We start from the raw sequence: 25,520 nt of genomic DNA, 5'->3' as shown, positions 1-25,520 counted from the left end.
CAATGAGTGATGAACAATTGCTGTCCTCGGATACGGAATCGAGCGACGACCAGCCAGCCCCGACGCCGGGAACCGACGGTCTCACCGACAGCACCGATATAGACACTGGTGAGCGGTCAGCAACAGAGCGGACGCTCCTTGAGGCACGTGATCTGAGCGTCTACTACGGCAAGGAGCAGGCACTCGACAGCGTCGACATCGAGATTCCCGAAAAGCAAGTGACGGCGGTCATCGGGCCGTCTGGCTGTGGGAAGTCGACGTTCCTGCGCTCGATCAACCGGATGAACGACCTCGTTGACGCCGCCCATGTCGACGGCGAACTCGTGTTCGACGGCAAGAACGTCTACGACGACGACGTCGACCCCGTCGCCTTGCGCCGGAAGATCGGCATGGTGTTCCAGAAACCCAACCCGTTCCCGAAATCGATCCGGGATAACGTCGCCTACGGCCTCCGCGTCCAGGGCAAAGACGACGGTGACGTCGACGAAAAAGTTCACACAGCGCTCGAGCGCGCGGCGCTACTCGACGAGGTCGAAGCTCAACTCGACTCGAGCGGGCTGGACCTCTCAGGCGGGCAACAACAGCGACTCTGTATCGCTCGTGCGATCGCGCCCGACCCCGACGTGATCCTGATGGACGAACCAGCCTCGGCGCTTGACCCCGTCGCAACGTCGAAGATCGAAGACCTGATCGAGGAACTCGCCGAAGAGTATACGGTCGTTATCGTCACCCACAACATGCAACAGGCCGCCCGTATCTCCGATAAGACTGCCGTCTTCCTGACCGGCGGCGAACTCGTCGAGTTCGACGACACAGACAAGATCTTCGAAAACCCCGAACACGACCGCGTCGAAGACTACATCACCGGCAAGTTCGGCTGAGACTCGCGTTCATCGATATACCCGCAACCGGACACCCGTGTGCGAACCGCGCGGCGTGAGCCGTCACCGTTTCTGCACAGTTTCGTTTGAGCACAAGTCTAATGACCATCGGGCAAGCTTTCTGCAGTATGGCTCGGAAATCATATCAAGAGAAACTCACGGAACTCCGTGAGGACATCCTCTACATGAGTGAAGTCGTCATGGAGCGGCTTCGGATGGGGCTCGACGCCCTAGAGCAGAAGGACAACGAAATGGCCCACGAGGTGATCAAGGGCGACGGTGAGATCAACCGGATGTATCTCGATCTGGAGCAGGACTGTATCGACCTGTTGGCGCTTCAACAGCCGGTGGCAAGCGACCTTCGGTTTATCGCTGCCTCGTTCAAGATCATCACCGACCTCGAACGGATCGCCGACCTCGCAGTCAATCTGGGGGAGTATACCCTCGACGCCAAAGAGGACCTCTTTCCCGATGTCGACGTCCAGGAGATGGGCGAACTGACGCTGGCGATGATCGAGGACGCGATGATCGCCTACGATACCGAAAACATTGACGCCTGCAGAGAGCTTGCCGCCCGCGACGACGACCTCGATCAGTTCGCCGAGCGGGCGAGCGAGATCGTCGTTCGGGACCTGATCGAGCGCGAACTCGACACTCCCGAGGAGGTCGAAGCGCTGCTTCAGGACGTCTCTCGACTGCTGTTGACGATCCGGGACTTAGAGCGCGTCGGCGATCACGCGGTCAACATCGCGGCTCGAACGTTGTACATGGTCGAAAACGACGACGAACTGATCTACTGAGACGGACTCCTGTCGATCAGTGCCGTCGGTTCGAAGAACGGAAGGCGTTCGGTTGCAGTGTTGACTGCCGGTCGCTTACTCGCGTTCGGGTTCGGTCGTTCCCATCGTGATTTCGCCAGCGGCGCGGATCGTTCCATCGATCTCGGCATCCGGGCCGACCTTGAGGTCGGCACACGAGACATCGCCGAGAATCCGGGCATCGCCCTCGATGACGACGTTCCCGTCGCGGGTGGTCACATCACCGTGAATTCGACTCCCATCTCCGACGGTGACGTCGCCGCGAGCCCGGAGACTGCCGAAGATCGTGGTCCCCGTCCCGACGTCGATCGTCTCGGCGCGGACGTTTCCGTGGAGCCGGCAGTCGTCGCCGATCGTCGCGGGCGTCGATACTCGCCAGGCGTCGTCGCTGACCGTTGCGTTTTTGGGGATAACGAGCGGTTCGGTGTCGGATTCCGCCTCTTCGTCGACGAGTTCGGAGACGAGTTGCTGGGCGGTTTCGTCTTCACCGATGAGCAGGAGGTGTTTGAGATAGACGAAGAGGAAGACGATCGTCGGCATCGGGTTTCGGATCACGATCCAGCCGTTGGCTTCGAACCCTTCCTCGATTTCGACGTCATCGCCGATGTCCAGATCGCCCGCGACTTTCATTTCACCGCCGACGTGGACGCGTTCGCCGATGTAGGCGTCCTGTCCGACCAGGACATTCTCGGCGACGTCACACCACATATCGAGCCGGCAGTCACCCTCGGCTTCGATGGCACCGCCGAACGTGACGCTCTCGCCGGCGAGTACGTTCCGGCCACGCACCCCGAACTCGACGGTTGACCGACCGCCAACGAAAATATCACCGTCGGTCTCGAGGGCGACTTCCTTGGCTTGCGTACCGTCGGGAACGATCAGTTCGTCGAGCGGGTCCCTACTGAAGGCCACATTTCGGCCTAAAGGAGGTATCAACTAATAAACCTCGCGCGTCGTCTGCCGTCCGTCTGACGAACGGCAGACGAGATCCGTTTCAGGTCGCCTCCCTTTTAGTTGCCCATCGCGTACACCACTCCATGACAACCCTCGCGTTCGACGACGACGGCGTCGATGTCGTCTACGACGGCACCGAATTCCGCCTCGAGAAAGCACTTATTGAGGAAGCCACGGAGAAGTCGTACTACGACGTCACCGACCACGAAGTCCTGCAAATCGTCGCCGACCAGCCAACCCTTCAGGGCGAACCGCGACGAGTCGGCGATATCCTCGGGTAAACCGCCGGGCGACCACCAGACCATCGTCTCAACACTCGAGATCGACAGCGCGTGACGGAGTCACACTCGCGGCGAAGAATCGAAACGGGTAAAAACGTCACCCGGGTAGAAATAGGTGAGCCGAGATAGCCTAGCCCGGCCAAGGCGGCAGATTCGAAATCTGCTGTCCTCACGGACTCGGGAGTTCAAATCTCCCTCTCGGCGCTTTTCACGACACAATACGGCGAAAAGCGGCGCGTAATACTTGTACCACGACAGACGTCGACCTCTCCGCGTCAAAACTGTCGTCCGCATCACTCTCGAGGCGAGCGGACAGACCCACGGATAGTACGTGGTGTCCGCCCGGTTGTCGCTAGTGTGTCATTCGCAAGCACGTTTTTTATGAATGCCGCTCTGGTAGCCACACTGCTTGACAATGAAGACGGATCGTGAGCAGTATGCCGAATCCGGAGGTGAGCGATGGTGAGTTCAGACGAAGACGATGGGACTGTAGATCGGGAGACATTCCATCCACTCGGGGAACAGTGGCAAGATAGCCTCGAGGAAGCGATAGCAGAGACCGAGTACGATGCCGATTTGGGCCTCGAGATGGCCAAAGACGCTATGCGTGTCACGGAGGGGGAGCTTACAGAAGAGGCGTTCTACGACCGGTATCACGAGGATATCGTCGCGGAGTTCGGCGAGGACGATCGACCGATGGCCGACGAGATCGAGGCCGAACGGGAGGCGGGGCGACTCGAGCAAACGCTCTCACGGTTCGGCGTCGACGGGGAGTCACGCCGCGACGTGATGAAGAAAATGGGTGGTGCCAGCGCAGTGGGCCTCGGTGCCTGGGGGACGGCCATGGGCGGTGGCGATGGAGACAGCCCGGAGGCTGCCGCCGTACAGGAGGCGGATGACTCGGAGGAGACGGACGAGGGCGTCCAGTGGGGAATGGCACTCGACCTCGAGTACTGTGACGGCTGTCTCGCCTGTGTCGTCGCCTGTGCTGACGAACACAACTGGGATCAGGGCGCAAACTGGATGTACATCCTCGACTACGAGGACGATACGACGAGCGACGAGTTCACCAATCGCCTCATTCGGCCGTGCCAGCACTGTACGGATGCCCCCTGTGAGAAGGTCTGTCCGACAACGGCCCGTCACACCCGCGACTCGGATGGCCTCGTCCTGACCGATTACGGCGTCTGTATCGGCTGTCGCTACTGTCAGGTCGCCTGTCCGTACGGCGTCAACTACTTCCAGTGGGAGGAGCCGAACGTCCCAGAGGAGGAAATCGACGACGAACATATTTACGACGAGCGCGACCGGCCGGTCAACAGCCGCGGTCCACGGGGTGTGATGGAAAAGTGTACGTTCTGTGCGACCCGCCAGGATGGAACACAGGGTCCAGAACTCGTCGGAAGAACCGCCTGTGAGGACGCCTGTCCACCTGAAGTGATCCAGTTCGGGGATATGAACGATCCGAACAGTGACCCACAGCGGTATATTGACAACGCCGCAAAGAGTCGAGCGATCGTCCGACTCGAGGCACAGCTCCCGGCGACGGAAGACGTCGAAAGTGCGCTCGGCGGCGGAGACAACGACCTGGACGCCGTCGTCGACGCTGTCGAGGATTTAGACGAGGAGACGATCGCGCTCGTGAAAGCTGTCGAAATCCTCGCCGAGGAGGACCAGCCCGAAAACGAGCAGAACAACACCTTGGTCGAGCAGGAAACAGCGATCATCGATCTGGTTGGCGTCCTCCAAGAACAGGGGCTCGACCTCGAGAGCGAAGACGTGCTCGTCGAACTCAACCTTGCCCAAGAGTCCGACGAGGACGAGGAGTTCGACGGCCCCAGTGAGAACCTCGCCCAGGACCGACTCGAGGCGTTCGCCGGCACCCCACATTCACGATTTAAGCTCCTCGAGGACGTCGGCACCAACCCGAACGTCGTCTATCTCGGCAACCAGCCCGGACCGAACGCAGAACAGGTCGAGGGACCAGTCGCCTACGATCAGGTCGGCCAGACGGACAACCGCAAGGACGTCCTCGACGATGGGACTGTTGGCCCCGACTTCTGATCGATGTCGATGACGAGCCGTCGAATCGACTCGTCGGCTTGATAACGACCGAGGAACACTCCCACGTATGGACACTCGTCAACGGCTGATCGTCGGCAGCCTCTGGATCGGGGTCGCAGCGTTGATGGCGATCACCCTCGAGCCCGGCGTTCCCGACTCGGCCAACGCGTTCGCTCGGCTGTTCGTCGTCATCGTTGCACTGTTTCTGGCCGTCGTCTATCTGTTCGATCCGCGGGGAATCCTCAGTCGACAGCCGTTTCACTGACGCGAGCTCGAAGTCCTCGAGAACTCGTATCCCGGTGTTTCGGGATCATAGAGCCCGAACGTGTTTGCGTTGACAACCCTGCCAACGGGCGTGTCAGTCGTCTGCCGGCGTCAGCGGCTGTGGATCGGACGCGAGCAGTCGATCGAGCGCGTCGACCATCGCCTCGACGCTCGCGCGTGTGATGTCGGCCTCACTGCGCGCGACGGTGACCGAGCGATCGTTTCGAACCATCGTCACCTCGACGGTGACGACGGCGTCGGTGCCGCCCGTGACGGCGTCGACGTGGTAGGACTCGAGTTCGGCATCGGCCATCGAGCCGAGCGCCTCGCGGACCGCGGAGACGGCGGCGTCAACGGGACCCGAACCGGTTCCGCTGGCGACGCGTTCTTCGCCGCCGACGGCGAGACGGATGCTCGCGGTCGGGACGGCTCCGCCGCTCGTGGCGGTGAGATCGAGAAGTTCGACGACGCGCTCGCGGTCATCACCGGTGACGTCTTCGGCGATCGCGAGCAGGTCGGCGTCCGTGACCCGACGGCCGCGGTCGCCGAGTTCCGTGACGCGGTTTGCGATCGTTGCGATTTCGTCGCCGTCGGCATCGACGCCGTGTTCCTCGAGGGTCGCTTTGACGCCCGCCCGGCCCGTGTGCTTGCCGAGAGCGAGTCGGCGCTCGCGGCCGACCGTCTCGGGGGCGTAGGGCTCGTACATCTTGTCGTCCTTGAGCGTCCCGTCGGTGTGGATGCCGCTCTCGTGGGTGAAGGCGTTCTCGCCGATGACGGCCTTGTTCGGCGGCAGCTGGATGCCAGTCGCCCGGGAGACGGTCTGGGCGAGACTGTACAGTTCCGTGAGCTCGAGCGTGTCGACGCCGTAGACGTGCGACAGCGCGATCGCAACTTCCTCGAGGGCGACGTTGCCGGCCCGTTCACCGAGGCCGTTGACGGTACAGTGAACGAGGTCGGCCCCGGCAGAAATGGCCGACAGCGCGTTGGCGACACCCAGTCCGAGATCGTCGTGGGTGTGGGCACTGACCGGGCCGAGGTCGGCGAGTCGGGAGACGGCCTCAGCGGTCCGTTCGGGGCCGGTGTGGCCGACAGTGTCGGCGAAACAGACCCGGTCGGCCCCGGCGTCGAGTGAGGTCCCCATGAGTTGCTCGAGGTAGTCGAGATCGGCTCGAGAGCCGTCCTCACCGATGACCTCGACCCAGAGATCGTGGTCGACGGCGTACTCGACGAGTTCGGCGGTTTTCTCGAGGTTGTCCTCGCGGGAGGTGCCGACCTTGTCCTGTACGTGGCGGTCGCTCGAGGGAACGACGAGATGGATCCCGTCGACGTCACACTCGAGTGCGAGATCGATGTCGGTCCGGATCCCGCGACAGAAGCTGGTGACGCGGGCATCGAGATCGAGGTCGGTGACCCGCGAGATCGCCTGCCGTTCACCCGCCCCGGTGCAGGCGCTGCCCGCCTCGATGACGGAGACGCCCGCTCGTTCGAGGGCGTTGGCGATCTCGACTTTTTCGTCGGGTGAAAGCGAGACTCCCGGTGCTTGTTCGCCGTCGCGAAGCGTCGTGTCGAGAAGGCGGACTGTACGATCGGATGGAATCGTCTGTTCGGCGGAGTGAGTTACAGGCAAGAGTGATACACTGCGATTAGTTTCGTCGTGGAATTTCACGCCCAGCCGGGTTGCCCCGACTTCCTCTATCCTCGGACTCCGGCGTTGAGAACGAATCTCGTGCCATGGTATCAGCCACTAATGAATTATGATGACTTAAATCCGCCGGTCCCGATGCACGGTCCCGTCCTCACGACCGTATCAACAGTGAGCGCGACCGGTTCCCACCGGAACGACCTTTCATCTCCCCCGCGTAGCACGACTCGAGTATGGACCAAACCCTGGAGCCGCTCGCGCGATCGCTTCGACAGGCCCCCGTCGTCGACCGGGACGGCTACGAGTACTTCGTTCACGGTGTCACCGATGGGATTCCGCCGGTCGAGCCGGCAGTGTTGCGTGCGATCGCCGATGGCATCAGCGAGCGCGTCGACCTCGAGGCCGTCGACAAGATCGTCGCGCCGGAAGCGATGGGCATTCACCACGGGACAGCGCTATCGATCGCGACCGACGTGCCACTGGTCGTCGTCCGCAAGCGATCCTATGATTTTCCAGAGGAGGTCGCAGTCCATAAGGAGACTAGCTACGGCGAGAGCGAACTCTACCTCAATGGTGTCGACGCAGGCGATCGCGTCCTGCTGGTCGACGACGTCCTCTCCTCGGGCGGCACGATCGAGGCCGTCTGTGACGCCCTCGAGACCGTCGAAGCCGAACTCGTCGACATCGTGGTCGTGCTCCGGCGTGTCGACGCCGATCACGCGGACATCTCCCGAGATGTGACCAGTCTGCTCGACGTCCGCGTTCGAGACGGCCGACTCGAGGTCCTCGAATAACGCTTTTAGGGCGACTCGAGGACGAGCCGATCCCCGGGCTCGATCGCGGCTCCAGCGCCGGCAGGGAGTTCCACGAGCAGGTCACACCGCTCGCGTTCGAAGCTCCGCCACGGCCAGAGCCGCTCGACGCGCTGGACGACGTCGTCGACGACCCAGACCGCGTCGATGGGGACGAAGACGAACAGCATGTGGACGTCACGGGTTTTGGTGGTGTCGAACCGGAACGCGAGCGCGTAGTCGTCGGGGATCGACCGACGGAACATCAGCCCGCGGGCCTGACTCAGGATCGACGCCGCGAGGTCGACGTCCGTCGCCACGACGTCGCGCTGGACAGTGCCGTTGCCCTCCGTTTGCGGACCCATCTCGCTGTCGGGTGTCGAATACTGAACCAGCCGCACGTCCTCGAGTCGGGAGGCGGGTGGCAAAAGTCTTCTCGACGGGCTCGAGGCACCGCTGTTGAAATTAGAGACAACTCTCTCTCATAGATTCAAGAAAAGTTCATAGGTTCTGAGACTAGAGCACCCGTTGAACCCATGAGGCTCACACTCACACTAAAGCATGCAATTACGCAGTATGACGCCCCGTCGTGGCTTGTCACTGCTATTGGTGTCCTACTGGGGGCCACCGGAATCGGATACGTGTTCGCCCATCCTGAGCCGGTACCTGTCTGGATGTTCGAAGTTGCGCTCGTTAGTATTCCAGCTGCTTCCATCGTGTATGGCGGGTACTGGGTGGCAACACAACAGTTGAGCCGTTCGGATAGCTGGCGTATCGCTACGTGGTGTCTCGTCGGTGGTGGCGTTGCCGGAGCACTTCTCATCGGCTACATCATCGCCGAACGAGTTGGTGGTGGAACATTCATCGAACCCGGGGAGTTAGTGATTCTCGGAGTGCTCGGTGGAACCGTCGTTTCATTATACACAGCAATTTTGAACGAGCGGCATCACTCCGCTACGGCAATCGGAACTGTTGATGAACGACAGATCATTGACATGGGAAACGAACCACTCTCGCAGGATGCGCAGCTACTGGCAGAACTCGTGGTGGATACACGCTCGTGGACCGTGCTTCGGCTCCTTTCGATGGCAGAAGAGCCACTCGGACTTGAAACGCTTGTCGAGCGGATCGCGGCGGTAGAAAACACGGATCAAACCGAGGTATATGTTGATCTCGCACACGTCCGACTTCCCAAACTGGAAACAGAGGGGCTCGTTCGTTATGAGTCCGACATCGAAGTCGTCCACCTCTCTGATCGGTTCACGCGAGTCGCGAATGCGAACGAAGAACTCGCGAGGAAAGGACGGCAACTCTCAACTGAACCACAGCAGTAACAACTGACCCGATGGAGGCACCCATCGCAGGGCTGTCGTGCAATGGAATGTGAACTGACGGAGTGCTACGGTAGCGCAGGCTCATCGACTCATCGTCCGAGCAACGCCGTGACGGCCAACCGTCCGGATGACGCCCATGGGATTCAATTACTGGCCTCCCCAATGGAAGGCAACCGCACATGGAAAAAACGCCACAGGGAACCTCGGTCGGTGTCGACGACCCCTACGAGTTCGCGGGCCTCTGTGACCATCTCACCGGCGAGGGTCAGTGTCGGTACGCCCTCGAGCACTACAGCCACGACCCCGAGTTCGCCCGCGAGCGCGCCGACGAGGAGTATGCCTGTCCCGTCGTCAACCCGGAAACCGACGACACGTGGGCGGGCTGTCCCCATTTTCGCTCGCGCAACCGGGAGCGTGAGTGCGTCCGCTGTGGCCTCGAGGAAAAGCGGCTGGCCCACGACGACGAGCGCTCGCTGCTCGAGGAACACCACCTCTCCTATGCCCGCGACGGGGCACAACTGAGCCACGAGATTACGGTCTATCTCTGCCGGTGGTGTCACGCGAAGGTCCACACCTCGTGGGCGCGGATCACCGACGACGCGGCTCGCGATCCGGAGGCGATCGCCGCCCTCGAACAGCGCCGGGGACGCGAACATGCGGAACTGGGGTTCGAGTCGGCCGCGGAACGATACGACACCGACGGCGACGAACAGAGTCGCTAACCGTTCCCATCGGCGTGCGACTCGGGCGATGACCGCCGATTATCCCGTGTTCTTCATGCCAGCGGCGACTCCCTTGACCGTCAGCCGAAGCGTTCGTTCTTCGATGTCCGTTCGATGGGTTTGATCGAGCAGGTAGACCTGCAACAGGTTCAACGGGTCGACGTAGGGGTTGCGCCGCTCGAGGTTCTCGCCGAGCCAATCACGCGTGTGCAGTTGGTCTCGCTGCCCGATCTCGGTGATCAGCTCCGTCGCCCGTTCGTACTCCTCGCTTACCCGTGGGAAGAACGTGGCTCGAAGATCGTCATCCGCCAACGCCGCGTACCGTTCGGCGATCTCGAGTTCAGTCCGGGACAGCGAGAGGGCAGCGTTGTCCAGCGTCGTCCGGAAGAACGACCACTCGTCGTACATTTCTCGCAGGGTCTCCATCGAGCCGCCGTCGTCTCCCGGCTCATCGCCCTCGAGATAGGCGTTGATCCCCGTCGCGAGGGCATACCAGCCGGGCAGGATACACCGCGACTGGGTCCACGAGAACACCCATGGGATCGCCCGCAGGTCCTCGACGGTTCGCTCGCCGCTTCTCGAGGCGGGCCGTGAGCCGAGGTCGAGGTCCTCGATGACCGTAATCGGCGTCGCCTGCTCGAAGTACTGGACGAAGCCATCACTCTCTAAGAGGTCACGGTACTCCTGGCGTGCGGCGTCGGCCATGGTCTCCATGGCGTCGATCCACTCCTCGCGGATTTCCTCTTCTGGCTGGTCTTTCGCGTGCAGGCGCGCCCGAAGCTGAGCGTTCAACATCTGCTCGATGTTCCGTTCGGCGATCCGCGGGTTGGCGTACTTCTCGGCGATCGCTTCGCCCTGTTCGGTGAACTTGACCTGTCCCGTCACCGTGCTGTTGGGCAGCGCCAGCAGCGCTTCGTTCATCGGCCCACCACCGCGAGAGATCGACCCGCCACGGCCGTGGAACAGCCGCATCGTCACGTCGTAATCGGAACAGATCTCACCCAGTCGGCGCTGGTTCTTGTACAGCGACCAGTTCGCCGCGAGGAAGCCGTTTTCCTTGTTCGAGTCCGAGTAGCCGAGCATGATCTCCTGGGTCCGCCCGCGGGCCTCGAGGGCCTGTTTGTAGGCCTCGTTCTCGAACAGCGTGCCCATGATCCGTCGCGCTCCAGAGAGAGCGTACTCGGTCTCGAGCAGCGGGACGATGTCGAGCCCGCAGTGTTCGGGCAGGGAGACGACACCGGCCTGATCGGCGAGAAAGAGCACTTCGAGGACGTGACTCGGCTCGTCAGTCATCGAGATACAGTACGTGTCGATGGCTTCGACGCCGTACTCGGCTTGCCAGTCACCGAGGTTGTCGAACAGTTCGAGGACTCGAGCGGACTCCGCAGAGAGGTCCTCGGTGTCGGCACAGTCGATGAGACGGCCGTCCTGCAGGATTGCGTCGGTGAGTAACTCGGTCCGTTCGTCCTCCGAAAGGGCGTGATAGTCGATTCCCTCGCGTTCGAGGGCGGCGGCGATGGCGTCGGTGTGGTTTTGCTGGTGTTCGCGTAAGTCCAGACTCGCAAGCGAGAAGCCGAACGTGGCGACCTGTCGCCGAATCGGGTCGACGTGGGCTTCGACGACGGTTTCCGCCCCGTTGGTCCGCAGACTCTCGGCAATCGCCTCGAGGTCGGCAAGCAGTTCGTCGACGTCCTCGTAGCCGCCGGGCCGGATATCACCGACACGCTCGAGGCGCTCTCGCATCAGCTTGAGCTTCTGGCGGTAGGGCTCACCGGGATAGCGCTCTTCGGCGATCCGAGCGCTGCCGGGCAGCCGCTCTCGGTCTTCCTCGAGTGAGACTTCGAACGCCCCGCCGGCGTTGATCCGACTCCCATCCTGGCTCAGGACGCCCGACAGGCGCTTGAGCTGGTCTCGGTACTTTTCAAGGATGACCGCACGTTGTTGCTCAAGCGTATTCGCCGTTACCTCGGGTGTCACGTAGGGGTTGCCGTCCCGGTCGCTCCCCGCCCACGAGCGGAACTCGAAGAGCTTCGGAATCTCGAGGTCGTCTTCGATCTCCGCATCGATCGCATCGGCGAGTTCGTCGTAGACCTCACCAACGACGTCGAACAGCGTGTTCTCGAGGTACCACTGGACGTTTCGGGCCTCGTCTTCGGGTTCGGGCTGGCGATTGCGAACCTGTGGTGTCTGCCAGAGACTCGTCACCTCGGCGTCGACGTCCCGCCAGACCTGGCCTTCCTCTTTGTCCGTCAGCAGTCGTTCGTCTAACGTCTCGAGTTGTGTCGAGATGGTTCGCAGCTTCGATTTGACCGTCTTACGCCGGGCTTCCGTGGGATGGGCGGTGAACGTCGGCTCGATCAGGACATCGTCGAGTACCTGCCTGACGGTGTCGACGTCGCTATCGCCCAGTTCCGCGGCTGCCGTCTCGAGGCTGTCCTCGAGGGTGCCGTCCTGTGAGCCAGTTCGGATCGTGCGGACCCGTTCGCGCTCCTCGGCGAGATTGATCAGTTCGAAGTAGGTCGTAAACGCACGGGCGACGATCCGCTGTTGGTTCGGCGACAGCCCCTGCAGATCGGAGATCAGCGGTTGGCGAGAGTCGAGTTCGCCCGACCGGTAGTCGATCGCGTCCCGTCGACACGACTCGACCGTCCTGAATGCTCGTCGAGAAGTCTGTTCCTCGAGGACATCTCCGAGCAATGCACCCAGCTCACGGACGTCCTGTCGAACGTCCCTGTTATGCAGTGTCATTTCCCAGCCGTACGTGTTCGAGAACAAAAATCCCCATGTCGATCGGTCACACGGTACTGCATTTTCGTTCGTGATAGTTACTGGTGGTAGAGTAAAAATGAAGATAGCGTTCGATAACCGCTATTCAAGCGTTGCGGCGCAGTTCGGGGATAGCGCATTTCGTGCCCGTCTTCGGTAGGAAATCGACAGGAGCGAACGGTTGCCACGATCAGTGCCTGTGTTTCAGGAGACCGTGTTTTGATAGCGGCAGTTACTTTCAGTATTATTAATCAGTGTTTTTGTTATCGATCAGTGTCGATATCACCCACTGAGTGGCCCAGCAGCGTCGCAAAACCGCTCGCGCGCACTGCCCGCTCTACGGATGCTTGCTTTCAGTTCGACTCGGCAGGTTCTACCGCGACGACCTCGCCGATCATCGACCACCCATCTTCATCGAGGCCCTGTCGGCCGACGAGAATCGCATCGTTATCCGCACTCGAGACGAACCGGTACGTCGCTTCGTCGTCGTCTCGAGTGCCCTCGGCCTGAAACTCCTGCTGGAAGAACTCCGCGCCGGAGATGTGAAAGACTGCCTCGGTGCCGTCCTCAAGCGTCAGCCGAACGGGATCGGGTGAGATGTGGTGAATTCGCTTGCCGATCGGGTTGAGTTCTGCCATACCCGACCGAACGCGTGCCCGGCAGGAAAACGATTCGACCGACGGCCGCAGTCGGCCCCGTCTGTCGTGTGCCGCTGGAGACAGCATAGCTATATGAATCGTTGTCGTAGCTGTCAGTATGGCGACAACAACATCTTCACGCCGACTGCCTACCAGCCAACTCCTCTTCGGTGCGCTCGTGATTCTGGTCGGCGTGTTGCTCTTGCTCGAGACGACCGGCGTTCTCTCGACGCAGGACGCTTTGCTGTACGTCCCGTCGCTGTTCGTGCTCGTCGGCGTCTGGGCGCTTGTCCAGAGTCGCTTTCGAAACATCGTCGGCCCGGTCGTGCTGATCGGTGTCGCCGGCGCAGGCCAACTGATCGCGCTCGACTACGCGACCGTCGACCAAGTCGTCGTCTTCTGGCCGGTGCTCGTGATTGCCTTTGGACTCTCGATCATCCTCGGTCAGTTCCGTTCCCGTGTTCGCGCCACCGACGACGCACTCACGTCCGCGTTCGCTGCGTTCGGTGGTGTCGAGAAGCGCAACACGTCGACAGCCTTCAGCGGGGCCGATCTGACCGCCATCTTCGGCGGCACCGAACTCGACCTCCGTGACACCTCACTCGAGGAGCGGCCGGCACAGGTCAACGCCGCCGCGCTGTTCGGCGGTGTGGACATCATCGTTCCTCGCGAGTGGAACGTCCAACTGGACGTCTTGCCCGTCCTCGGTGGGGCATCAGACGATCGGCCACGTCGGGAACAGGACCACGACGGCGTCGACCTCGTCGTCACCGGTTTCGCCGCCTTCGGTGGCGTCTCCGTGACGGACTGACTCGCCGTCATCGAGATGACGGTTTTGGCGTTCAAAATGATTGCTAGAAGTGAAGTTCCCGTTGAACGTCATTGTCGGCTCCACCGTGTGCAAATCGGACCGACAAATCCAGCGGAGACGGGACGAAGCGATCATCACCTTCGTCAGCGTTTTGGTCGTTCGTTCTGAACGACGACAGAAACACGTCCCAGAGACTTCGGCCCATACCTGTCAGTACACCCTCACTATTGATAAGCGTTCACACTGACTCCGATACTGGCCGTGGGTTCTACGCTCAAAACACAGGACCTGTACTCATGGAGAGACAACTGGAGGAGGTTACACACCGAGCGCACCGCTGTCGTTCGACTGGGTGTGCACTGACGTTCAGTGGCGACGATAGTATTCAACAGCAGCCCCTCGGAACTATTGGCGAACGCTTTTGTCTATTGTTAGCAACCACCAGAACTGATGCCAGGATCACCACCGAACGTGCAACCGCCCACACCGGAGGAAATCCGGGAGTACGCGGCCCACCACCACATCGATCTGACCGAATCGGAAGTCGAAGACTTCGAAGCCATCATCGCCGAAACGCTCGCCGGCTACGAACGGTTGGACGAACTCCCGGACTATCGGCCTCGAGTCGAGTACACCGACCGCGATCCCGGCTACAAACCGGGACCGGACGAAGACCCCCTCAACGCGTTCGTCACCAAATGCGAGGTACGGGGCGCAGACGACGGCCCACTCGAAGACTGCGATGTCGGCCTCAAAGACACCGTCAATGTGGCTGGCGTCGAGTTGACCCTCGGCTCGAAGCTCTTCGAGGGCTACGTGCCGTCGACTGATGCAACCATCGTGACGCGCCTCCTCGAGGCCGGCGCGACGATCACCGGCAAGTTGAATATGGAGGATATGGCCTTCTCCGGCAGCGGTGAACTCTCTTCGACGGGGCCGGTGTTGAACCCCGTCGACTCGGAGTACATCGCCGGCGGTTCCTCGTCGGGATCGGCTGCGGCTGTCGGGAACGGCGACGTCGACGTCGCTATCGGCGGCGATCAGGGCGGCTCGATCCGCATTCCGGCCTCCTGGAGTGGCGTCGTTGGCCACAAACCAACCCACGGGCTGGTGCCGTACACCGGGATCGCCGGCCTTGGCCGCTCGTTCGATCACGCCGGGCCGATCTGTGAAACTGTCGAAGACTGTGCACGGGTTTTGGACGTTATCGCCGGCGAGGACGGTCTCGATCCGCGGCAGGGGGCCGTTCCCACTACCGATTATCCTGAAGCGCTTTCAGCCGATCCATCGAACGTGACCGTCGGCGTCGTCACGGAGGGGTTCGATCAGGAGACCAGCGAGGCAGGCGTCGACGAAACCGTTCGCGACGCGCTCGCGACGTTCGAAGACGCCGGCGCGACGGTACGGGAGGTTTCGGTCCCGATGCATCTCGACGGGCTCACGATCTGGAACGCCATCGCTCTCGAGGAGACAGCCGCAACGGTCAACGGCGAGTGTGTCGGCCACTACGGCAAGGGGTTCTACGACACCCAGCTGGCCGACGCGTTCGGGCGGGCGCGGCGTGCGCAGGCCGACGACTACCTGACGACGCTGAAATTCACCCTCGTGCTTGGCCAGTACATGGCCGACGAGTACCGGGGGCACTACTACGCGAAAGCACAGAACCTCAGCCGGAAACTGGCCGAAAGGTACGACGACGCACTCACAGACGTCGACGTGCTCGCGATGCCGACGACGCCCCAGACCGCACACGAAGTCGACGCGTCGATCTCGCGGCTCGAGGCGATCGAGCGTGCGCTCAACATGCTCCACAACACGGCTCCGTTCGACATCACCGGCCACCCAGCGATCTCGGTGCCTGCTGGCCGGTCGGACGGGCTCCCAGTCGGGCTGATGCTGATCGGCGAGCGCTTCGACGACGCGACGGTGCTCTCGAGTGCACACGCGTTCGAACAGCACGTCGAATCGTCGTAGCCCGCAGGGTAGCGAGCACGGGGAACGATTGATACCCGTTCCTCACGAATACGAAAGGGTATGACAAGCATAGATTTCAGACTCGAGGAGGCGACGATCGGACAGATCCATCGCGCATTCGAGGCCGGTACGCTCACGAGCGAGACACTCGTCGACCAGTATCTCGAGCGTATCGACGCCTACGACCGCAACGGTCCCGAACTCAACTCGATCATCACGGTCAACGACGGGGCGACGGAGCGGGCGGCCGAACTCGATCGGACATTCAGCGAATCGGGAACGTTCGTCGGCCCGCTTCACGGCATTCCAGTGCTCGTCAAAGACCATCTCGAGACGACCGACATGGAAACGACGTATGGCTCGGAAGCGTTCGATGGATACGTCCCCGAGACCGAGTCGGCAGTCACGCAACGATTGCGTGATGCCGGCGCAATCGTGCTCGCGAAGACGAATATGCCGGACTGGGCCACCTCGTGGTTCGGGTTCTCCTCGGTTGCCGGCCGGACGAAGAACCCCTACGAACTGAGTCGTGATCCGGGTGGCTCGAGCAGCGGAACGGGCGCGGCCGTCACGGCGAATCTGGGAGCCGTCGGCATCGGAACGGACTGTGGGGGCTCGATTCGCGTCCCCGCGTCGTTTAGCAATCTCGTCGGGTTTCGCGTCACGCCCGGTTTGATCAGTCGCACCGGCGTCAGCCCGCTGGTCTCACAGCAGGACACTGCCGGCCCGATGACCCGGACCGTCCGCGACACGGCGAAACTGCTCGACGTCCTCGTCGGGTACGACGCCCGCGACGACCTCTCCAGCAAGACCGAGCTGATTGCCGATCACGGCTCGTACACCAACCACCTCCTCGCCGACGGACTCGATGGGGCTCGAGTCGGTGTGCTCCGCGACGGTTTCGGTGACGACGAGAACCCCGACGCTGCACCGGTCAATCAGGTTATCGAACGAGCGCTGACGACGATGGGGAACCTCGGCGCGACGCTCGTCGACCCCGTGGAGATTCCCGATCTGGAGTCGTCGCTCGAGGAGACGATGCTGTATATCCTCCAGTCGAAACGCGACCTCAACGCGTTCCTCGAGGACCGCGAGACGCCAGTCGACTCCGTCGCCGAACTGTACGAGAACGGCCAGTACCACGACATTCTGGATCTATTTATCGGGTTCGCCGAAGACGGCCCCGAGGACCTGACGGATAATCTGGCCTACTGGAAATGCCGAGCCGCCCAGCACGCGTTCCAGGAGGCGATTCTGGGCGTGTTCGCGAACCACGACCTCGATGCGATCGTCTATCCCGACGTGCAGGTTGTGCCGCCAACGGAAGCCGAGATCCGAGACGGTGAGTACGAAACGATGACGTTCGCGACGAACACGATCATCGCCTCGCAGTCGCTGTGTAGCGCCGTCTCGATTCCAGCGGGATTCACTGACGATGGCCTCCCAGTCGGCCTCGAGATGCTGGGCCGACCGTTCGACGAGCCATCGCTTCTCGAACTCGGCTACGCGTTCGAACAGGCGACGAATCACCGCCAGCCGCCGGACACGACACCGCCGCTGTCGGACTGACGAGTCGTCCAGTCCCGTCTCGTTGCTCGCCTTCACATCCTCACGCGTGTTAGATTGATGCCCGTCCCGCTCCTTAGATATACTCGTGACAACAGCGTACGGTCCCGGCTTTCGCTCGCTGACGGCAGAAGTCCACGATCACCGCCCGGTGGTCGACGGGACTATTCCCGAGTGGCTCTCGGGGACGCTCGTCCGTAACGGCCCCGGCCGCTTCGAGGCCGGCGACCGCCGAGTGACCCACTGGTTCGACGGCCTGGCGATGCTCCGGCGGTACGCCTTCGACGACGGCCAGTTGCGCTACTCCAATCGCTTCCTCCGGACGGACGCCTACGCGGACGCGGTGGACGGGCGATTAACCGGCCAGTTTGGCACCGATATGCGAGGGTGGCGACGCATCGTCGACACACTGCGCTCGTTCGGTCTCCCCAAGCCCACCGACAACGCGAGCGTCCACGTCGCCCGGATCGACGGGGAGTACGTCGCGCTCACCGAAGCACCGCGTCGAATCAGCTTCGACCTCGAGACACTGGAAACCCGCGGCGAGTTCACGTTCGCCGACGACCTGACCGAGCACATCACCGCCGCACACCTCGTCGACGACCCCCACCGCGAGGAACTGATCGGCTTTGCAACCCAGTTCGGTCGTCCACCACAGTATCACCTGTATCGGATTCCTGATGGGAGTCGCCACCGGGACGTTATTGCCTCGCTCGAGGCCCGTGGCCCGGCGTACATCCACGACTGCAGCGTCACCACCGACCACGTGATACTCGTCGAGTCACCGCTCGTACTGTCGATGCTGCGAGCACTCAACCCGCTCTCAGAGGGGGTGATCGAGATGCTCGACTGGCAACCCGAGCGAGGGACCCGCGTTCTCGTGGTGGACCGCGACACCGGCAAACTACTCGCAGACCCAACACTCGAGGCCACGTTTACGTTCCACCACGTCAACGCCTTCGCCGACGACGGGACGGTCGTCCTGGACCTCGTGGAGTACCCGGACGCCGACATCGTCGGCGCGATGGCGCTGTCGGAACTCGACGACGAAGATGGGTTCCCGAACGTCCCCGACGGCCACCTCGTCCGCTACCACATTCACGTCGATGAAAACGCCGTCGAACGATCGCGACTGTACGACGGCGGCATCGAACTCCCCCGCGTCGCTCGCTCGAGCGTCGGCCGACGACACCGCTACGCGTATGGCCAGGCGACCGACCGAGAGGGTGCAAACGGGCTGGTGAAAATCGACTGCGAGACTGGGACGGCTCGCGAATGGTGGGAACGCTCGGTCTACGTCGAGGAACCAGTCCCCCTCCACCACCCCGACGCCACGGCAGCAGACGATGGCGTCGTGCTGGCGACAGCGCTCGATCTCGAGCGCGAGCAGACGATGCTGCTGGTCTTCGACGCTGCCACGCTCGCCGTTCAGGCTCGAGCGTTCCTTCCCCACGCGGAGCCTTTCGGCTTTCACGGACGCTTTTTCGTGGACTGAAAGCTCACGCCAGCGCCGTCAACGTCTTCACTCTGACCTGACTCGATCGCGGGTCCTTGAGTACCGCGAGTTTGGAATCACGCGCCCGCCACGGTCGACGGAGAACGGACGATTGTCGCCAAATCGACGTGTAATTGGTCACGGTTGGAACTATCAGAATTTGATCAACGAACGCGAACTGAAACTACTGTGAAAACGCATGCTCCGACAGGGATTCGAACCCTGGTCATTGCCGTGAGAGGGCAATATGATTGGCCGGACTACACTATCGGAGCGGGCTTCGTCTACACTCAATCGTTGTGCGTTTCGCTGTTTAAGCGTTCCGTTTCAACCCGACAGTGTCGTCGTATATCATGGGTGTTGGGACCAGCAGGTGCGTCATTCGTCGAACGGCGACTTCGTCGCCTCCGGTTCGAATCCCTCGAGACTAATAATGTTTTCGCGGCCAACGCGGAGTTTGCTGATGGTGTCCTCGGCTTCCATCTCCGAGAGGAGCATGCTGACTTTGGATTTCGACCAGCCGGTTTCCTCGACGATGTTAACCTGTTTCATTCGGCCGCCATTCTCACGGATGAGTCTGATGACCCGATCTTCGTCGGTAAGCAGTTCCTCGTCGGGGAGCGGGGCGGACTCCGACGACGGCTCGGTCCGTTGCTCGTCTTCAGTTGGCGCTGCTGTCGCAGCCGTCGCGTCGGAACTAGCAGACTGGCCAGTACTCGGCCCAGCATCGGTTTCGCCACCGGCTGACTGCCGTCGATACCAGAGACCGCCGCCGGCGATTCCGAGCCCGACAATGGCCGCAATGGCGAGATACCACGCCATATTGTCACTGTTGACCGAGGCACTGTCACCGGCGGCACGCTCTTGGACGAGAACGGCCCACGGCTGGCCATCGAGGAACTGCTGTTCACCGCTCCAGCGGACCGAATCCGCATCCTCGAGTGAACTCCGAGAGTACTGGGCACTGTCTTCGGGTTGGACGCGGTCGAACATGAGGCCGTCACCAGCCTGAATATCGAGCGCCTGATCGGGGCCGAGATAGAGATTCTGGAAGACGTCACCGACCTCGACGGTGCCGTCCTCGACGTGGGCGAACCCGTTCCAGGTAAACGACAGTTCGACAATTCCGCGCGTTCCACCCAGATCTTCGACCGTTGCGGATCGCTCAAAGTCCGCGGCATCCATCTCTCGGTCGGTCACCTCCGCACCAGTGTCGGTCATAGCGCGTGCCTGCTCGGTAAATCGGTTGTAGAGTTCGGTCTCTTCCGATTCGAAGGTTGCAGCGAACTCCTCGAAGGCCTCCCGGTCCGCCGTCGTCGTCTCGTTGCCGGTCCCAAAGCGCTGTTCGTGTCGGAACGTCCACGTTGCACTCCCGTCTTCGTGGACGGTAATCTCGAACGTCGTCTGGTCGAAGTCCGGGGCGTCCTCGGCGACTGACGTGACCTGCTGTGAGTCTTGAACTGGCTGGAGCTGGGAATGAGTGCTCGCGTGGGTATCCGTCGCCGATGTCGTTTGGTGGACCGTATATGAGGCGCGGTCACCGTCTCCGATGCCGGCAGACGCCATCGGTGCGCCAATACTGGCGATAGAAACGACGACGATGAGAACGACGACACCGACGGAGACCGACCGGTTCATTCGTCTACTACTACGTGCCGGAGCTAAAAATGCTTGTGAATCTGGGGATTACAACGGACCCTCACAGGAGATACGTTTTCGAGGCAGGTCGACAGCGAGTATCCGCGTGACGTCGTGTCGATACGCACAAACCGATCGACGGCATATTGTGGCCCATGATCGCCAATCTCGCACAGGGAGTACAGGCTTTCACCAGCAACGTCTATCTCGTTACCGGCGAACGGACCGTCCTCATCGACACGGGAGCGAACTTCAACGTCGTCGACGCCGTCCGGGAGCGAGTCGACGACATCGACGCCGTTGTCCTCACACACACCCACCGTGATCACGTCGGGAACCTCGAGGCAGTCGAAACCGCCTTCGACGTCGACGCGTGGGGGTATGACCCGTCGGTCGATGGTGTCGATCACGCGATTGATGACGAGGAGACGGTACAACTCGGCGACCACGAGTACGTCGCCCTTCACACGCCGGGACACAAGAACGACCATCTCTGCTTTTATTCGGCCGACGCCGGCGTGCTCTTTGCGGGCGATCTGGTCTTCCAGAACGGGAGTTTCGGTCGAACCGATCTCGAGGAAGGCGATCGACAGGCACTCATCGAGAGCATCGACCGCGTCCTCGACGTGATCGACGAGGAGCTTGCGGAGATGCATACGGGCCACGGCCCGAGCGTCTCGAGTCAGCCGTACGGTCACGTCGAACTCTCGGCACAGATGGCTCGCCAGGCCTGAGACGGGTTGTGTCCCTGTGTCCCAGCGCGGCCACCTCGAAACAATCGCAGTGAGGTGGCACACTCACACGGAGTCGAGCACGTGGGCGTCGTCCGGATCGAACCCGACGGTCACATCGCCCTCGGGAACGGCTGTCAGCTGGAGGATGATCGGCATCCCGTTCCACTGCCCGTACGTACGGACGGTTTCGCCGCGGAATTCACTGGTTTCGATGGCGACCGAAAACCGGTTCGTGTCGGCGGTCCGTGAGAGGGTAGCTGGCCGCACGCAGAAGCTCACCCGATCCGTGCTGTCGGGAACGCCTGTGAGCTCGAGTGTTGTTTCACCAACGGTGACCTGGGCCCGGTCGCCGTCTCGAGCGAGTACAGTCCCGTCGAAGACGTTGTTCTCTCCGATGAACTCGGCGACGAACCGAGTTTTCGGCTCGCGGTAGATCTCCTGCGGCGTCGCGACCTGTTCGACCTGTCCGTCGGACATGACGGCGAGACGGTCCGAAATCGCCAACGCCTCCTGTTGGTCGTGCGTGATGTAGACCGTCGTGACCCCGAGTGTCGACTGGATCCGTGTGAGCTGTCGGCGCAGCGACTCCCGGAGGCGGGCGTCGAGGGCGCTCATCGGCTCGTCGAGCAAGAGCAGATCTGGTTCGGGTGCGAGTGCTCGAGCGAGTGCGACCCGCTGTTGTTGGCCGCCCGAAAGCTGGTCGGGATTGCGCTCGCCCATGCCCTCGAGGTCGACCAACTCGAGGAGGTCGGCAACTCGCTCGTCGACCGTTAGACCGGTGGGCGGGTCGCGAAACTGGAGGCCGTAGCCGACGTTCTCGGCGACGCTCATGTGTGGAAAGAGCCCGTAGCTCTGGAAGACGACGCCGACGTCGCGCTCTTCTGGCGGAACCTCGGCCATCGGCTGGCCGTCGAAGGAGACGGTGCCAGTAGTTGGCTCCTCGAAGCCAGCGATCGTCCGGAGCGTCGTCGTCTTCCCACAGCCCGACGGGCCGACGAGGGTGAAAAACTCGCCATCACGGACAGTCAGGTCGACATCCCGTAACGCGGTCGTCCCGCCCGTGTCCGTGCCGTAGCGTTTCGAGACGCCCTCGAGTCGAAGGTCGGTCACAGTTCGCTCCTCCCGCCGACGCGGTCGATGACGACGAAACTCGCTGCGGTGACGATCAACAGCAGGGTCCCCATGGCGATTGCGGGACCGGATCGACGACCCAGATAGCGCTCGACGGCGACGGGCATGGTGTAGCTTTCGCTACCGCTGGCCAAAATTACCGTCGAAGAGAACTCGCCGATCGAGATGGCGAAGGCGAAGGCCGCGCCGGCGACGATGCCGTTTGCGACCAGCGGCAGTTCGATGTCGAGCAGCGCTCGAAGCCGCGAGGCCCCGAGTGCGCGGGCGGATTCGACCATGGCAGGGTCGAGGTTCGCGAGCAGCGGGGAGACGTTTCGGGTCACGAACGGGTAGGCCGCGACCGCGTGGGCGATAACGATCGCGATGGCACCCGTCACCTGGAGCCGCCAGCCGCCCGGCAGCGAGATCCCGAAGACCAGCCCTTGCAGGAGCCCGATTCCGAAGACGACGCCGCTGACGGCGAGTGGCAACATCCCAAGAGTGTCGATGACAGTCCCGCTCCGGCCGGCGCGGACCGTCAGTACCGAGAGCACGACCCCCATCGGCACCGCAATCACGAGCGTCGCGGCCCCGAACAGCAGCGAGTTCCGGATCGCGGGCAGCGGCAGCGTCTGGAAGCTTGCCCCCTCGAGTTGGCGCTCGAGCAAGAACGCGTAGTTCCGTAGCGTGAGCCCGGAGCCATCGGTGACACTCCCGATGACGAGACTCACCATCGGCCCGACGAAGACGACGAGGGCGATGATCCCGTAGGCGAAGATTGCAAGGCGTCGTGGCGAAAGCGCCGTCCGGAAATCGGGGTAGAGTGGCTCCCTGGCGGGTCGTGAGGCCGCCTGTGAGAAGCCGGCCTGTGCCGACTCATAGCGGAGGTAGGCGTAGGTCAGGCCAAGCGAGAGGATCGTCTCGAGGATCGCGAGCGTGGCGGCTTCGGCGTACTCGAGTCGCTGGATGCGGTCGTAGATCCAGACCTCGACGGTCGCAAGCTGGAGGCCGCCGAGTGCGAGCACGATGGGGAACGTCATGAACGTGAAAATAAACGTCAACAAGGCACCCGTCAGCACGGCCGGGGCAAGCTGTGGCACGACGACGTCGCGGAAGGCACGGCGTTTGCTGGCACCGAGGCTGCGGGCGGTTTCGACGGTTCGAACGTCGACGGACTCCCAGGCAGCGACGGTCAGCCGAGCGACCAGCGGCGCATTATAAAAGGCGTGAGCCAGAATCACGATCGCCAATGGGTACGTTTCGATAAACGCGAACGGACCGAACCCGACCACGCCGAGAATGGAGTTGAGCGTGCCACCTCGCCCGAACATGGCGTAGAAGCCGACGGCGACCATGATCCCCGGCAGGACGAACGGAAGGATCGTCAGCGACCGAAGCGTTCGGCGGCCGTAGAACTCGTAGTTCGCGAGGACGTACGCGGCGGGCAGACCAAGCGCGACGCTTGCAACCGTCGAGAGCGCGGCCTGGTAAGCCGTAAAACCGAACAGCCCCGTCCGCACGCCCGGCGTCTCGACGGCGAGCCACGGCACCGGCAGACCGATCCCGGGAAGCGGATACTCGAGCGAGAGCGTGATCGAGACGGCCCCGAGCCAGGCGGCAAGGGAGCCGAGATGCGTGCCGATGGCGAGGGGATCCGCGAAGACGTCCGCGACGGCCCCGAAGTAGAACGGATCCGTGAGGACGTCGGCAAAGTGGCCGAGCGTTAGACCACCCTCTTCGAGGACGGCGTTGACGAAGACGACGCCGACGGGAACGTACAACATCACGACGAGGATCGCCGCCGTGACGAGTGCCGTTAGCTGGAGGGCATGGCGCTCGAGCCAGGCACTCAAACGGCTTCGATCGACGGTGACGCGGTCAGAGAGAGACACGGAACCAGTCGTCCCTTACTGGCTGGCGAACTCGCGTGCCCAGTCGTCGACCCAGCGGTCGAGATTACCCTGCAGCTGATCGTAGCCCAGCGACACGGTCTCTGGTGGCACGTGTGCGTACTCGTCGAACTCCTCGTCTAAGTCGACGTACTCGTCCTCGACGGCGGGGAACTGGACGTTTCGCTGTGCAATCTCAGCCTGGGCGGCGTTCGAGAGGACGAAATCGAAGAAGTCGTAGGCGAGATCGGCGTTGGTCGCGTCGTCGAAGATCCCCATTCCCTCGGGGTTCGCATAGCCCTGGTCGGACAGGAACGCGACCTGATGGCGTGCGAAGTCGTAGCCGAACTCGTTGGCAAACACCTGGTCGGTCGAGTACGAGACGACCATAGGCCGCTCTTCTTCCATATACGCGCCGGAGTAGGATTCGGTCCAGTCATCGAGGATCCGAATCCCGTTGTCGTCGAGGTCCTGCCAGTAATCGAGATAGCCGTCCTCACCGAAGGCGTCGATCGTCCACAGCAAGAACGCCTGGCCGGGATCGGAGCGCTGGGCGTTCTGGGCCAGCAGCGCGTTTTCGTACTCGGGATCGATCAAGTCGTCGAACGTCTCCGGTTCGTCGACCTCGGTTTCGTCGTAGACGAGACTGATGTATCCCGTATCGTACGGCAACACGCGATCGTGTGGATCGCCCATATCGAGATCGCTGCGGACGCGATCCGCTCGATCGAGTCGGTCGCCGTCGAGAGCCTGGAACAGGCCGCCGTCAGCGAGGTTGTCGTCGATGCTGACGAGATCGTCGACGTTTAGTCCGAGGTAGACGTCGGCGTCGATCGCCATGTCCTGATCGGCCCGCTCGATGTAGTAGTTGATTCCCTGATCGGGCAGCAACTCCCACTCGAGTTCGACGTCGGGGTGTTCGTCCTCGAAGGCGTCTTTGAGCCACGGCCCCGCAGCACTCTCCTCGTCGATCATTGACTCGTAGGTGACGACGGTGAGCGTTCCGTCGTCGGCGTCGTCGCTATCGCCGTCCTGTGTCAGACAGCCAGCCCCGCCGAGTACTGCCCCACCACCGATCGCACCAACGAACGTTCGCCGATTCATTACCTGGTTGTTACACTCGGTAGTCTTAACGACTGTGGTCGACA

22 protein-coding genes and 2 tRNA genes are annotated in these 25,520 nt (G+C 62.1%); 14 read left to right on the top strand and 10 right to left on the bottom strand.

The features are described 5' to 3' along the window. The first annotated feature begins 2 nt into the window (after positions 1-2). Entirely contained in the window at positions 3-881 is an 879-nt protein-coding gene (pstB, locus tag BW940_RS01050; protein WP_076607322.1) for a phosphate ABC transporter ATP-binding protein PstB, read from the top strand. Between the two features lie 128 nt (positions 882-1,009). Beyond that, positions 1,010-1,681 (top strand): phosphate signaling complex protein PhoU, encoded by a 672-nt coding sequence (gene phoU, locus BW940_RS01045; protein ID WP_076607321.1) that lies wholly within the window; start codon positions 1,010-1,012, stop codon positions 1,679-1,681. A gap of 75 nt (positions 1,682-1,756) precedes the next feature. On the opposite strand, the gene BW940_RS01040 is transcribed toward phoU, so the two are convergent. Then, the gene (locus tag BW940_RS01040; protein ID WP_076607320.1) at positions 1,757-2,611 is read right to left on the bottom strand and encodes a polymer-forming cytoskeletal protein; all 855 of its coding nucleotides are present in this window, start codon (positions 2,609-2,611) and stop codon (positions 1,757-1,759) included. Between the two features lie 125 nt (positions 2,612-2,736). Between BW940_RS01040 and BW940_RS01035 the strand changes: the two genes are divergently transcribed. From BW940_RS01035 to BW940_RS01020, 4 genes are all read left to right on the top strand, one after another. Continuing rightward, positions 2,737-2,934: a DUF5800 family protein gene (locus tag BW940_RS01035; RefSeq protein WP_076607319.1), complete on the top strand. Its 198-nt coding sequence runs from the start codon at positions 2,737-2,739 to the stop codon at positions 2,932-2,934. Between the two features lie 119 nt (positions 2,935-3,053). Continuing rightward, positions 3,054-3,138: transfer RNA gene (locus tag BW940_RS01030), tRNA-Ser, on the top strand. A 255-nt stretch (positions 3,139-3,393) separates the two neighbouring features. Beyond that, positions 3,394-4,998, top strand: coding sequence for a 4Fe-4S ferredoxin N-terminal domain-containing protein (locus BW940_RS01025; protein ID WP_076607318.1), 1,605 nt, complete (start codon positions 3,394-3,396; stop codon positions 4,996-4,998). A gap of 67 nt (positions 4,999-5,065) precedes the next feature. Further along, positions 5,066-5,263 carry a hypothetical protein gene (locus BW940_RS01020; RefSeq protein WP_076607317.1) on the top strand — a complete coding sequence of 66 codons (198 nt, stop codon included), beginning with the start codon at positions 5,066-5,068 and terminating at the stop codon, positions 5,261-5,263. 93 nt (positions 5,264-5,356) lie between these two features. Here BW940_RS01020 and BW940_RS01015 read toward each other — a convergent pair whose 3' ends face one another. Beyond that, positions 5,357-6,889, bottom strand: a complete 1,533-nt coding sequence (locus BW940_RS01015; RefSeq protein ID WP_076607697.1) for a (R)-citramalate synthase — start codon at positions 6,887-6,889, stop codon at positions 5,357-5,359. Positions 6,890-7,137: 248 nt separating this feature from the next. On the opposite strand from BW940_RS01015, the gene hpt reads away from it, so the two are divergent. After that, positions 7,138-7,698: a hypoxanthine/guanine phosphoribosyltransferase gene (gene hpt / locus BW940_RS01010; protein WP_076607316.1), complete on the top strand. Its 561-nt coding sequence runs from the start codon at positions 7,138-7,140 to the stop codon at positions 7,696-7,698. 5 nt (positions 7,699-7,703) lie between these two features. On the opposite strand, the gene BW940_RS01005 is transcribed toward hpt, so the two are convergent. Next, the gene (locus BW940_RS01005; RefSeq protein WP_076607315.1) at positions 7,704-8,096 is read right to left on the bottom strand and encodes a DUF192 domain-containing protein; all 393 of its coding nucleotides are present in this window, start codon (positions 8,094-8,096) and stop codon (positions 7,704-7,706) included. Between the two features lie 135 nt (positions 8,097-8,231). Between BW940_RS01005 and BW940_RS01000 the strand changes: the two genes are divergently transcribed. After that, the gene (locus BW940_RS01000; RefSeq protein WP_143823847.1) at positions 8,232-9,029 is read left to right on the top strand and encodes a DUF7344 domain-containing protein; all 798 of its coding nucleotides are present in this window, start codon (positions 8,232-8,234) and stop codon (positions 9,027-9,029) included. A 179-nt stretch (positions 9,030-9,208) separates the two neighbouring features. Further along, positions 9,209-9,751, top strand: coding sequence for a DUF7097 family protein (locus tag BW940_RS00995; protein WP_076607313.1), 543 nt, complete (start codon positions 9,209-9,211; stop codon positions 9,749-9,751). Between the two features lie 39 nt (positions 9,752-9,790). On the opposite strand, the gene ppc is transcribed toward BW940_RS00995, so the two are convergent. Continuing rightward, positions 9,791-12,499: a phosphoenolpyruvate carboxylase gene (gene ppc / locus BW940_RS00990; RefSeq protein WP_076607312.1), complete on the bottom strand. Its 2,709-nt coding sequence runs from the start codon at positions 12,497-12,499 to the stop codon at positions 9,791-9,793. A gap of 371 nt (positions 12,500-12,870) precedes the next feature. Continuing rightward, positions 12,871-13,155, bottom strand: a complete 285-nt coding sequence (locus tag BW940_RS00985) for a transcriptional regulator (RefSeq protein ID WP_076607311.1) — start codon at positions 13,153-13,155, stop codon at positions 12,871-12,873. A 118-nt stretch (positions 13,156-13,273) separates the two neighbouring features. Between BW940_RS00985 and BW940_RS00980 the strand changes: the two genes are divergently transcribed. The 4 genes from BW940_RS00980 to BW940_RS00965 all read left to right on the top strand — a co-directional run bounded on the left by BW940_RS00980 (position 13,274) and on the right by BW940_RS00965 (position 19,001). Beyond that, positions 13,274-13,966 carry a LiaF transmembrane domain-containing protein gene (locus BW940_RS00980; RefSeq protein WP_076607310.1) on the top strand — a complete coding sequence of 231 codons (693 nt, stop codon included), beginning with the start codon at positions 13,274-13,276 and terminating at the stop codon, positions 13,964-13,966. A gap of 450 nt (positions 13,967-14,416) precedes the next feature. After that, entirely contained in the window at positions 14,417-15,940 is a 1,524-nt protein-coding gene (locus BW940_RS00975; RefSeq protein WP_076607309.1) for an amidase, read from the top strand. Between the two features lie 60 nt (positions 15,941-16,000). Next, positions 16,001-17,509 (top strand): amidase, encoded by a 1,509-nt coding sequence (locus BW940_RS00970; protein ID WP_173834829.1) that lies wholly within the window; start codon positions 16,001-16,003, stop codon positions 17,507-17,509. 85 nt (positions 17,510-17,594) lie between these two features. Next, positions 17,595-19,001, top strand: coding sequence for a carotenoid oxygenase family protein (locus tag BW940_RS00965; protein WP_143823846.1), 1,407 nt, complete (start codon positions 17,595-17,597; stop codon positions 18,999-19,001). A gap of 200 nt (positions 19,002-19,201) precedes the next feature. Here the strand turns inward: BW940_RS00965 and BW940_RS00960 are convergent. Beyond that, positions 19,202-19,276 (bottom strand) — tRNA-Glu (locus BW940_RS00960). A 103-nt stretch (positions 19,277-19,379) separates the two neighbouring features. Then, a complete protein-coding gene (locus BW940_RS00955; protein ID WP_076607307.1) occupies positions 19,380-20,639 on the bottom strand; it encodes a helix-turn-helix transcriptional regulator in 1,260 nt (419 codons plus the stop codon). Between the two features lie 155 nt (positions 20,640-20,794). Here BW940_RS00955 and BW940_RS00950 point away from each other — a divergent pair, with 155 nt between their 5' ends. Beyond that, positions 20,795-21,373: an MBL fold metallo-hydrolase gene (locus tag BW940_RS00950; protein WP_076607306.1), complete on the top strand. Its 579-nt coding sequence runs from the start codon at positions 20,795-20,797 to the stop codon at positions 21,371-21,373. 63 nt (positions 21,374-21,436) lie between these two features. Here the strand turns inward: BW940_RS00950 and BW940_RS00945 are convergent, their stop codons facing one another. The 3 genes from BW940_RS00945 to BW940_RS00935 are packed head-to-tail and all read right to left on the bottom strand — an operon-like array spanning position 21,437 to position 25,476. Next, positions 21,437-22,483 (bottom strand): ABC transporter ATP-binding protein, encoded by a 1,047-nt coding sequence (locus BW940_RS00945; RefSeq protein WP_076607305.1) that lies wholly within the window; start codon positions 22,481-22,483, stop codon positions 21,437-21,439. Further along, entirely contained in the window at positions 22,480-24,375 is a 1,896-nt protein-coding gene (locus BW940_RS00940; RefSeq protein ID WP_076607304.1) for an ABC transporter permease, read from the bottom strand. The genes BW940_RS00945 and BW940_RS00940 overlap by 4 nt, the downstream gene beginning before the upstream one ends. 15 nt (positions 24,376-24,390) lie before the next feature. Continuing rightward, positions 24,391-25,476, bottom strand: a complete 1,086-nt coding sequence (locus tag BW940_RS00935; protein WP_076607303.1) for a thiamine ABC transporter substrate-binding protein — start codon at positions 25,474-25,476, stop codon at positions 24,391-24,393. Positions 25,477-25,520 lie beyond the last annotated feature (44 nt).

Origin of the sequence: Natronorubrum thiooxidans (genome assembly GCF_900156475.1) — an archaeon.
In the GTDB taxonomy this organism is placed as follows: Archaea; Halobacteriota; Halobacteria; order Halobacteriales; family Natrialbaceae; genus Natronorubrum; species Natronorubrum thiooxidans.
The sequence above is the reverse complement of the archived record's forward strand: the minus strand, read 5'-3'. Positions and strand labels throughout refer to the sequence as shown.